The organism is Helicobacter didelphidarum, from assembly GCF_003364195.1.
Taxonomy (GTDB): Bacteria; Campylobacterota; Campylobacteria; order Campylobacterales; family Helicobacteraceae; genus Helicobacter_A; species Helicobacter_A didelphidarum.
In genome coordinates this window covers 1-465 of sequence record NZ_NXLQ01000211.1, presented here as the reverse complement: position 1 = coordinate 465, position 465 = coordinate 1, and the positions used below count along the sequence as shown (strand labels likewise).

The 465-nt window shown below is 30.8% G+C and carries 1 pseudogene; it reads left to right on the top strand.

Going from position 1 to position 465, the window contains the following annotated elements:
• Window positions 1-410, top strand: a pseudogene (locus CQA53_RS11985) (hypothetical protein); the annotation flags it as partial.
• Window positions 411-465 lie beyond the last annotated feature (55 nt).

Sequence of the window (465 nt, the reverse complement as noted above, 5' to 3'; positions counted from 1 at the left end):
GTAATATTATAGACAAAGAACCAAATATCAGTATAAATAATATCCTTAAATATCAAATCCCAAAGAGTGATGATAAAAATAGCCTCTATCAGCAGTTTAAGGCTTTGGAAGAAGATGATCAAAAATCAGCCATTGATGCGTATAATGAAGTCTTAGAGATTCTCAATGATTATAAAGACTATTATTTCACTCATACAAGAAAGCTTAATGCCAAAGGTGTAATGTTAAGTTATAAAGAAGATAAAAATAAAGCAAGGAGATTATTAGAATGTCTCAATACCATAGGACAAAACAATATTAGAGCTTTGTATGTGGGGATAAGCAGTCGAAGCAAAGGTAAAAAACGCCCTAAATTCATAGGCAGACTAGCTACTACGATAATAATGGAGGATGGATTATGGATAGGATAGTTTTAAAAGTATTAGGTTTAATTGCACTAAGTGTAATTTTAATCAGTTGCAACAA